A 10,784-nucleotide genomic window follows, 5' to 3' on the forward strand; every position below is an offset into this window, starting at 1 on the left:
GTTCTGGCTGTCCCCAATCAGCGCACCGATGATAGACTTTCGCGCTGCAAAAGGCATTCACCCTGACCGCCCTCATAGCCGATGGGCCGATGATGCCTGCATCGCTCGGATGGGCATGGAACGCAGCGCGCCAGCCCCGTCCGGTTTGTCGAACGTGCGACCTTCTCAGGCACCTTTCATGTATCTGTCTATTCTGGCCGTGGGCATTGGCGGAGCTTTGGGCTCGCTGTTCCGCTGGTTCCTCGGGATCCGCCTGAACGGGCTGTTTCCGGCTCTGCCGCTCGGCACCCTCGCCGCCAATGTGATCGCGGGATACGTGATCGGTGTGGCCGTGGCGTTTTTCGCACGCCTGCCCGAACTGGCGCCCGAATGGCGACTGTTCGTGATTACCGGATTGATGGGCGGCCTGTCCACCTTTTCGACGTTCTCCGCCGAGGTGGTGCAGCGTCTGCAGGAAGGACGTTTTGGCTGGGCCGCGGGCGAGATCGCCATTCACGTGGCGGCCTCGGTGGTGATGACGATTCTGGGGATCGCGACGGTATCGCTCGTGGCGCGCTGAGTGCGGATGACACGCCGGCCACTTATCGGGAAGATGGAACGCACTTCCCCGATTTGACGCTGGTCGTCTATCGTTAGAGATAGTGCGCAAAAAAAAGGCGCCACGTTGCCGTGGCGCCTTAAAAAGTTCTAGCCATTCCGAGGGCCGTGCTAGAACCTGAGAGAGGGGATTCGAAAGCTGCGCCGCAACATCGCGACTGGGCAACCTCGGGCTGGCAGTAATGCCGGACCGGGCCTTGAAGCGTGCCGGGCGTGGCTGAGACTATGGTGCTTACACTGCACCGCAGCCTACCTTTCGAAATGAGATTCCATTTTTTATGGTTATGCTGACTAAGTCAAGAAAAATCTCTAGGCGTTCTAAGACAGGGTCAACGTCTTATATATCAAGGAATTGTCTTACAAAAGCGATGGTCGAGCCCCATCATGGTGCAGGTTCGGTAGTGCCGCGCCGGGTTCGGTCTGACGGACCAATCTGACAAATTGAAACGACGTTTCACAAAAACGATATGACCCAGCCTTCGACGTCTTCCCGTGGACCCGAATCCACCAAGGAAAAGGACGCTTCCGGTGACGAAGTCACGGCGCTCGCGCGTGGCCTGACCGTGCTCCGCTCCATCGCCGCCGCCGACGCTCCGCTCAGCAACCGCGAGCTCACCGAGCTTACCGGCATTCCCAAACCGACGGTGTCGCGCATCACAGCGACCCTGGTTGGCGCGGGGTTTTTGTTCCGCTTGCCGGACAGCGAACGCTTCGTGCTGACCTCCGCCGTGCTGGAACTCAGCAACGGCTTTCTGCGCAATTTCGATATCCGCGCGCGCTCGCGGCCGTTCCTGATCGAACTCGCCGAGCGCACCTCGTTGTCAGTCCACCTTGCCGTGCGCGACCGGCTCGACATGGTGGTCATCGACGCCATCAAGCCGCGCTCCGCCATTCTGGTGTCGCGTCTCGACGTCGGCTCGCGCATGAACCTGAGCCGTACGGCCGTGGGCCGCGCCTATCTGGCCGTGCTCGCGCCAGGCGAACGCGAGTCGCTGATGCTGGGTTTGCAGGCCGCCGAGGGTGACGACTGGGGCTATATCAGCGCCCGGCTCGAAAATGCGCTGCACGAAATTTCCGCGCAGGGCTTCGCCATCGCTACCGGCGAGTGGTACGACGGCCTGAATGCCATCGCCGCGGGCTTCATCGGACCATCCGGCGAGCGCTACGCCGTGAACTGCGGCGGTTCCAATAACCAGTGTCCACGTGAATGGTTGATTACGCGGGCCGCGCCGCTGTTGCTCGAATGCATCTCCAAGATCATCGTCGAGATCGGCGGAGCGCCGGGGCGGCGGCTCGACGACTAGCCTTGTCACGAACGCAACTCACACGACGTGTAACGGTCGTAACCAACCGAAAAATACCGCGCTGGACTGCGACGAAGGGTGGGACGTAGCATCATGCTTTCGCGCGGCTTGCGGTGAGCTTGCAGCCTGACTTTTGCCTGCATTGCTACGCGGCTTCGGGGTGCCGCCAGGGGACACCAAGGGACGCTACGGGACGCCATGACCAGACGTCGCTACCAGACGTCGCTCGCAACGCCTGTCGCCCGAAGCGGACCTCGCGCAGCTTCCTGTGCAACCCATCGCAAACCCGGCGCGGCGCGAGCGCACTCGCGCCGCTTCGCGCATGCCTGCCTAACTTCAAGCCAGCCACCTGATCGAATCGATGGACGAACAACAAAAGCAGTCAGAAGCTTCACGCACACCCGCTCAGGTCAACCCGCCCTCTGCCGGGACGACGCAGATCGCCGGGGGCGGCAACGGCGGTGGCAACCTTGACGGCAAAAAACATCGGGGCCGCACAATCGGGTTGATCATTGCCGCGTTGATCGTCGCGGGCATCGCGGTGTGGCGCTGGCATCCGTGGGGCGCTCCGGCAGGCAACGGCAATCCGCAAGGCAACGCCGGCGGCGGGCGGCATGGCCGCGGCGGTCCGGGCGCCTTCGGCAATCAGCCGCAACCGGTCCACGTCGCCACCGCCACCTCGGGCGACATGCCCGTCGTGTTGACGGCGCTCGGCACCGTCACACCGCTCGCCACGGTCACGGTGCAGACGCAGTTGAGCGGTATCCTCGAGACGGTCGCCTTCCAGGAAGGGCAGATGGTGAAAAAGGGCGACCTGCTCGCGCAGATCGATCCGCGGCCCTATCAGATCTCGCTCGAAAACGCCCAGGGCGCGCTGGTGCGCGACCAGGCCTTGTTGGCCACGGCGCGCCTCGATCTGAAGCGCTATCAAACGCTTCTCTCGCAGGACTCGATCGCCAGCCAGCAGGTCGACACCCAGGCGTCGCTCGTGCGGCAGTACGAAGGCACCGTCAAGTCGGACCAGGCCAATATCGACACCTACAAGCTCGACCTCGTCTATGCGCGCATCACGGCGCCGGTGTCGGGACGCGTGGGTCTGCGCCAGGTGGACGCGGGCAATTACGTCACGCCGAGCCTCGCCAACGGCATTGTCGTGATCACGCAATTGCAGCCTATCAGCGTGATCTTCACGACCTCCGAAGACAATCTGCCGCAAATCATGAAGCAGGTGCAAACCGGCGCGAAGCTGTCGGTCACCGCGTATGACCGCAGCAACAGCACCTCGCTGGAAGGCGGCGTGCTCGAAACGCTGGATAACCAGATCGACACCACGACCGGCACGCTGAAACTGCGCGCCACCTTCCAGAACGAAAACAACCTGCTGTTCCCGAATCAGTTCGTCAACGCGCGCCTGCTGGTGGACACCATCCACGACGCCGTGATCGTGCCCACCTCCGCGGTGCTGAACGGCTCGATGGGGCCGTTCGTGTACGTCGTGCAAGCCGACAACACCGTCACCGTGCGCCCGGTCAAGTTGGGCCCGGTAGACGGCGAGCGCACCAGCATCGCGTCCGGCCTGCAGACGGGCGAGCGCGTCGTGATCGACGGTTCGGACCGGCTCAAGGAAGGCGCGAAGATCACCATTCCGGCGGACCATCCGCGCGGCGCCTCGGGCGCGCGCGGGGCATCCGGTGCACATGGCGCCTCGGCGCCGTGGGGCGCGTCGGGCGCGCACGGGCATCACCACAAACACGCGGCGCAAGCTTCGGAATAAAGGCTGACTGAACCCGCATGAATCCATCCCGCGCCTTTATCCTGCGCCCGGTCGGCACCGCCCTGCTGATGGCGGCGATCATGCTGGTCGGGCTCGTCGCGCTGCGCTTCCTGCCGCTCTCGGCACTGCCCGAGGTCGACTATCCGACCATCCAGGTGCAAACCTTTTATCCGGGCGCGAGCCCGGACGTGATGACCTCGTCGGTCACTGCGCCGCTCGAACGGCAGTTCGGGCAAATGCCGTCGTTGAACCAGATGTCGTCGCAAAGTTCGGCGGGATCATCCGTGATCACGCTTCAGTTCAGCCTCGATCTGCCGCTCGATATCGCCGAACAGGAAGTCCAGGCCGCCATCAACGCGGCGGGCAACCTGCTGCCGTCCGACCTGCCGGCGCCGCCGATCTACGCCAAGGTCAACCCGGCCGACGCGCCCATCATCACGCTCGCGCTCACGTCGAACACCATGCCGCTCACCGACGTGCAGGACATCGCCGACACGCGGCTCGCGCAGAAGATTTCCCAGGTGGCAGGCGTGGGTCTGGTCAGCCTGTCGGGCGGCCAGCGTCCGGCGGTGCGGATTCAGGCCAATCCACGCGCGCTGGCCGCGTACGGGCTGAATCTGGACGACCTGCGCACCACCATCTCGAATCTGAACGTCAACACACCGAAGGGCAACTTCGACGGCCCCACGCGCGCCTACACGATCAACGCGAATGACCAGTTGACCGACGCCAATGCCTACAAGACCGCGGTGATCGCCTACAAGAACGGCCGCCCGGTGATGCTCACCGACGTCGCCACCATCCAGCAAGGCGCGGAGAACACCAAGCTCGGCGCGTGGGTGGATTCGACGCCCGCCATCATCCTGAACGTGCAGCGCCAGCCGGGCGCCAACGTGATCCAGGTGGTAGACAGCGTCAAGGCGTTGCTGCCGCAGTTGCAGCAGTCGCTGCCGGCTTCGCTCGACGTGCGCATCGTCACCGACCGCACCACCACGATCCGCGCCTCGGTGCGCGACGTGCAGTTCGAGCTGCTCATGTCCGTGGTGCTGGTGGTGCTGGTGATGTATCTGTTCCTCGCCAATTTCTACGCCACCATCATTCCGAGCCTGTCGGTGCCGCTCTCGCTGATCGGCACCCTCGCCGTGATGTACCTGTGCGGTTTCTCGCTGGACAACCTGTCGCTGATGGCGCTGACCATCGCCACCGGTTTCGTGGTCGACGACGCCATCGTGATGATCGAGAACATTGCGCGCTACGTCGAAGAGGGCGACAGCGGTCTCGAAGCCGCGCTGAAGGGCTCGAAGCAGATCGGCTTCACCATCATTTCGCTGACGGTCTCGCTAATCGCCGTGCTGATCCCGTTGCTGTTCATGGGCGACGTCGTCGGGCGGCTGTTCCACGAATTCGCCATTACGCTTGCCGTCACCATCGTGATTTCGGCCATCGTCTCGCTCACACTCGTGCCAATGATGTGCGCGAAACTGCTGCGCCCCATGCCGCCGCACGAGAGCCATCGCTTCGAAGCCAAGGCGCACGCCGTGATCGACTACGTCATCGCCCGCTATGCGGTGGCCTTGACGTGGGTGCTGAACCGCCAGGGCGCCACGCTGGTGGTCGCCGTGCTTACGCTGGTGCTCACCGGCGTGCTGTATGTGTTCATTCCAAAGGGCTTCTTCCCGGTGCAGGACACCGGCGTGATCCAGGCCATCACGCAGGCGCCGCAGTCGGTGTCGTATCAGTCAATGGCCGAGCGTCAGCAGGAACTCGCCGCGCAGATCCTGAAGAATCCGGATGTGGAAAGCCTGACGTCGTTTATCGGCGTGGACGGCAACAACATCACGCTGAACAGCGGCCGGATGCTGATCAACCTGAAGCCGCGCGACGATCGCAGCAACACGGCGAGCGACGTGATCCGCCAGTTGCAGCGTGACGTCGCGCACATTCCGGGCGCGGCGCTGTTCATGCAGCCGGTGCAGGATCTGACCATCGACGCCACGGTGAGCCCCACGCAATATCAGTTCATGCTGACCGATCCGAACATCAGCGAGTTCGCGACCTGGGTGCCAAAGCTGATGGAGCGCCTGAAGCAGGCACCGGAACTCGCCGACGTCGCCACGGACCTGCAGGAGAACGGTCAATCCGTGTTCGTGCAGATCGACCGCGCCACGGCCTCGCGTTACGGCATTACGCCGGCCACCGTGGACAACGCGCTGTACGACGCGTTCGGCCAGCGCATCGTCTCGACCATCTTCACGCAGTCGAACCAGTACCGCGTGATTCTCGAAGCCACGCCGGATGTGCAGCACTACACCGAGTCGCTGAACGGCATCTACCTGCCCTCCTCCACCTCCACCGGCGGGCAGGTGCCGCTGTCGTCCATCGCGAAGTTCATCGAGCAGCCGGCGCCGTTGCTGGTCACGCACCTGAGCCAGTTCCCGGCCACCACCGTGTCGTTCAACCTGGCGCCCGGCGCCTCGCTCGGCGCGGCGGTGAAGGCGATCAATCAGGCCGAGCAGGACATCGGTTTGCCGGCGTCGTTCCAGACGCGCTTCCAGGGCGCGGCGCTGGCCTTCCAGGCGTCGCTTGCCAATGAGCTGTTCCTGATCCTCGCCGCCATCGTCACCATGTACATCGTGCTCGGCGTGCTGTACGAGAGCTTCATCCACCCCATCACGATTCTTTCGACGCTGCCTTCGGCGGGCGTCGGCGCGCTGCTGGCACTGCTGGTCACGGGGCACGATCTCGACATCATCGGCATCATCGGCATCGTGCTGCTGATCGGTATCGTGAAGAAGAACGCCATCATGATGATCGACTTCGCGCTCGAAGCGGAGCGCGAACAGGGCAAGGCGCCGCGCGAGGCCATTTACCAGGCCTGTCTGCTGCGTTTCCGTCCCATTCTGATGACCACCTTGGCCGCCCTGCTCGGTGCACTACCGTTGATGCTCGGCACGGGCGCCGGTTCCGAATTGCGGCGCCCGCTCGGCATTGCGATTGCGGGCGGCTTGATCGTGAGCCAGCTATTGACGCTGTTCACCACGCCGGTGATCTATCTGGCCTTCGATTCGCTGGCGCGGCGCGTGCGCGAACGCTTTCATCGCGGCGACGCAGGCCACGGCACGCCGCCCCCGGCCACCGACGCGGGGAACTGAGCGATGAATCTGTCGCGCCCGTTTATTGCCCGGCCCGTGGCGACCACGCTGCTGGCCATCGGCATTGCGCTGTCGGGCGTGTTCGCCTTCACGAAGCTGCCGGTGGCGCCGTTGCCGCAGGTGGACTTCCCGACCATCTCCGTGCAGGCCAGCTTGCCCGGTGCCAGCCCGGACACGGTGGCCACCAGCGTGGCGAGTCCGCTCGAACGGCACCTGGGCTCGATTGCGGACGTCACCGAAATGACCTCGCAAAGCTCGGTGGGCTCTGCGCGCATCACGCTGCAATTCGGCCTGAACCGCGACATCGACGGCGCCGCGCGCGACGTGCAGGCCGCCATCAACGCCGCGCGCGCCGACCTGCCCGCCAGTCTGCGCAGCAACCCGACCTATCACAAGGTCAATCCGGCGGACGCGCCGATCCTGATTCTTGCGCTCACCTCCGACACGCTCACCGCCGGCCAGTTATACGACTCCGCCGCCACGGTGCTGCAACAGTCGCTCTCGCAGGTGGACGGCGTGGGCGAAGTGGACGTGAGCGGCTCGGCCAACCCGGCCGTGCGCGTCGAACTCGAACCGCAGATGCTGTTTCACTACGGCATCGGGCTCGAAGACGTGCGCGCTGCGCTTGCCGCCGCGAATGCGAACAGCCCGAAGGGCTCGATCGAGTTCGGCGCCAATCATGTGCAGATTTACACCAACGATCAGGCGAGCAAGGCCTCGCAGTATCGCGATCTGATCATCGCCTACCGCAACGGCGCGGCGGTGCATCTGTCGGACGTCGCGGAGATCGTCGATTCCGTGGAGGACCTGCGCAACCTCGGTCTCGCCAACGGCAAGCGTTCGGTGCTCGTGCTGCTGTACCGCCAGCCCGGTGCGAACATCATCGACACCGTCGACCGCGTCGTGGCCATGCTGCCGCAACTGAAAGCGTCGCTGCCGGCGGACGTCGAAGTGATGCCCACCGTAGACCGCTCCACCACCATTCGCGCTTCGCTGAAGGACACCGAGCACACCTTGATCATTGCGGTGGCGCTGGTCGTGATGGTGGTGTTCCTGTTCCTGCGCAACTGGCGCGCCACGCTGATTCCGAGCGTGGCGGTGCCGATTTCCATCATCGGCACGTTCGGCGCAATGTATCTGATGGGCTTTTCGATCGACAACCTCTCGCTAATGGCGTTGACGATTGCCACCGGCTTCGTCGTCGACGACGCAATCGTGGTGCTGGAAAACATCTCGCGGCATATCGAGGCCGGCGTGCCGCGCATGCAGGCCGCCTACCTCGGCGCGCGCGAAGTCGGCTTCACGGTGGTCTCGATCAGCATCTCGCTGGTGGCGGTGTTCCTGCCCATTCTGCTGATGGGCGGCATCATCGGACGGCTGTTCCGTGAATTCGCGCTGACGCTCTCGCTCGCCATTGGCGTGTCGCTGCTGGTGTCGCTCACGCTCACGCCCATGATGTGTTCGCGCCTGCTGAACGAGCCGCATCAACGGAAAGAAGAAGGACGCTTTTCGCGCTGGCTGGAGCGCGGCTTTCAGTGGATGCAACGCGGCTACGAACACACGCTGGGCTGGTCGCTGCGCCGTCCCCTGCTGATCCTGCTGGTGCTGATCGCCACGATTGGCCTGAACGTGTGGCTCTACGTGATCATCCCGAAGGGCTTCTTTCCGCAACAGGATACCGGGCGTCTGGTGGGCGGCATCCAGGCCGACCAGTCCACCTCGTTCCAGGCCATGAAGGGCAAGTTCACGGAGATGATGAAGATCGTCGGCCAGAACCCGGGCGTGGATAGCGTGGTCGGTTTCACGGGCGGCCGGGCGACCAATTCCGGCTTCATGTTCGTGCAACTGAAATCGAAGCCGGGACGCAAGCTGTCAGCAGACCAGATCATCGCCCAACTGCGCGTGCCGCTCGCAGACGTGGCCGGCGCGCGAACGTTTCTGCAGGCCGTGCAGGACATCCGCGTGGGCGGCCGCCAATCCAATGCGCAATACCAGTTCACGCTGCTGGCCGATTCCACGACTGACCTGTACAAATGGGGGCCGCTGCTGACCGAAGCGTTGCAGGCGCGGCCCGAACTGGCCGACGTCAATTCCGACCAGCAACAGGGCGGCCTTGAATCGATGGTGACGATCGACCGGGCGAGCGCGGCGCGCCTGAACATCGAGCCGGCGCAGATCGACAACACGCTGTACGACGCGTTCGGACAGCGCCAGGTATCGACGATCTACAACCCGCTCAACCAGTACCACGTCGTGATGGAAGTCGCGCCGAAATACTGGCAGAGCCCGGACATGCTGAAGCAGATCTACGTCAGCACGTCGGGCGGCAGTGCGAGCGGCGCGCAAACCACCAATGCAACCGCGGGCACCGTGACGCCGCCGGTGTCCAACACCAGCAGCACCAGCACCAGCACGAGCGCCGCGACCGGCGGCACGGCCGGCACCACGGCGACGAGCGCAGCGGCGATTGCCGACGATTCGGCGCGCAACCTCGCGATCAACTCGATTGCGGCGAGCGGCAAGTCGAGCGCGTCGTCGGGGGCGGCGGTTTCGACGTCTCGGGAGACGATGATTCCGTTGTCGGCGATTGCGAGCTTTGGGCCGGGCAACACGCCGTTGTCGGTGAATCACCAGAGCCAGTTCGTGGCGTCGACGATCTCGTTCAATCTGCCGCCGGGCAAGTCCTTGTCGGATGCCACCAAAGCCATCTACGACACGATGGCCGAGCTTGGCATGCCAGGCACGATCCACGGCAGCTTCCAGGGCACGGCGCAGGCGTTCCAGCAATCGCTATCGGACATGCCGCTGCTGATCCTGGCGGCGCTGGCGGCGGTGTATATCGTGCTGGGTGTGTTGTACGAGAGCTATATCCACCCGTTGACGATTCTCTCGACGCTGCCATCGGCGGGTGTGGGGGCGTTGCTGGCGCTGCTGCTGTTTCAGACCGAGTTCAGCATCATCGCGTTGATCGCGGTGATTTTGCTGATCGGGATTGTGAAGAAGAACGCGATCATGATGATCGATTTCGCGATCGAGGCATCGCGGCAGGGCATGTCTTCTTATGATGCGATTCATCAGGCGTGTTTGCTGCGGTTTCGGCCGATCATGATGACTACGTTTGCCGCGCTGCTGGGGGCGTTGCCGTTGGCGTTCGGGAATGGCGATGGGGCCGAATTGCGGGCGCCGTTGGGGATTGCAATTGTGGGTGGGTTGATTGTTAGTCAGATGTTGACGCTCTATACCACGCCGGTTGTTTATCTTTATATGGATCGGATTCGGATATGGAATGTGAATAGGCCCCGCAGGGGGCGGGTTGTTGAGGGTTAATGGTCGGCCGTTCCTGGTTTTTTGGCCTTTCCTGGTTTTTTGGCCTTTCCTTGTTTTCTTATTGGTTTGCTTGCGTCGCCCCTGTGCGGGGCAGCAGTCACTTTTCTTTGCCGGCCGCAAAGAAAAGTAACCAAAAGAAAGCGGGCTCACACCGCTAGCCAGTAGGTGTCCACCTCGCCGCTCTCGCGGCATTGGTCCGAGACAAGACGGTCTCTCGCGCCACCCACGTTCGTGACACAGCACTCATCCATCCCACTCCGCACTTCGTGCGTCGCGGCGGGGTATGCGACGGAATGCGGCGCGGCGATTTGCAGGTGCCTTGGTTGATTTTCGATCATATAGTTAGTATGCCGAATAATCATGGTCGGGCTTTCGCGGGTTTGGAACGTCACCACGACGCGAGTATCGAGAGCTGCACAGCTGAGGTTATGCCCGACGACGGAGCGCGCAGCGCGACGCGGAGCGGATGACTGCCTGGTCACGGGGGGTAGCGATGCGAGAGACCGTCTCGTCTCGGACCACTCCCGAATCACAGCCAGTGGTGGACACCTACAAGCTGGCGGTGTGAGCCCGCTTTCTTTGCTTACTTTCTTTGCGGCGGCAAAGAAAGTGAGTGCCGCCCCGCACAGG

General features: G+C 63.4%; 5 protein-coding genes. All 5 read left to right on the top strand.

The features are described 5' to 3' along the window. Positions 1–178 precede the first annotated feature (178 nt). The 5 genes from crcB to D0B32_RS11015 all read left to right on the top strand — a co-directional run bounded on the left by crcB (position 179) and on the right by D0B32_RS11015 (position 10,154). Entirely contained in the window at positions 179–559 is a 381-nt protein-coding gene (crcB, locus tag D0B32_RS10995) for a fluoride efflux transporter CrcB (RefSeq protein ID WP_117333968.1), read from the top strand. 505 nt (positions 560–1,064) lie between these two features. Further along, entirely contained in the window at positions 1,065–1,901 is an 837-nt protein-coding gene (locus D0B32_RS11000) for an IclR family transcriptional regulator (protein ID WP_117333969.1), read from the top strand. A 361-nt stretch (positions 1,902–2,262) separates the two neighbouring features. Beyond that, a complete protein-coding gene (locus D0B32_RS11005; protein WP_117333970.1) occupies positions 2,263–3,675 on the top strand; it encodes an MdtA/MuxA family multidrug efflux RND transporter periplasmic adaptor subunit in 1,413 nt (470 codons plus the stop codon). 17 nt (positions 3,676–3,692) lie between these two features. Continuing rightward, positions 3,693–6,827: an MdtB/MuxB family multidrug efflux RND transporter permease subunit gene (locus D0B32_RS11010; RefSeq protein ID WP_117333971.1), complete on the top strand. Its 3,135-nt coding sequence runs from the start codon at positions 3,693–3,695 to the stop codon at positions 6,825–6,827. A gap of 3 nt (positions 6,828–6,830) precedes the next feature. Further along, entirely contained in the window at positions 6,831–10,154 is a 3,324-nt protein-coding gene (locus tag D0B32_RS11015) for an efflux RND transporter permease subunit (protein ID WP_117333972.1), read from the top strand. Positions 10,155–10,784 lie beyond the last annotated feature (630 nt).

The sequence above is a fragment of the Paraburkholderia sp. DHOC27 genome (assembly GCF_003429005.1).
Taxonomy (GTDB): Bacteria; Pseudomonadota; Gammaproteobacteria; order Burkholderiales; family Burkholderiaceae; genus Paraburkholderia.

Excerpts from the sequence above, each read along its gene's own strand:
- crcB (WP_117333968.1), top strand. The coding sequence starts at position 179 with ATGTATCTGTCTATTCTGGCCGTGGGCATTGGCGGAGCTTTGGGCTCG.
- D0B32_RS11000 (WP_117333969.1), top strand. The coding sequence starts at position 1,065 with ATGACCCAGCCTTCGACGTCTTCCCGTGGACCCGAATCCACCAAGGAA.
- D0B32_RS11005 (WP_117333970.1), top strand. The coding sequence starts at position 2,263 with ATGGACGAACAACAAAAGCAGTCAGAAGCTTCACGCACACCCGCTCAG.
- D0B32_RS11010 (WP_117333971.1), top strand. The coding sequence starts at position 3,693 with ATGAATCCATCCCGCGCCTTTATCCTGCGCCCGGTCGGCACCGCCCTG.
- D0B32_RS11015 (WP_117333972.1), top strand. The coding sequence starts at position 6,831 with ATGAATCTGTCGCGCCCGTTTATTGCCCGGCCCGTGGCGACCACGCTG.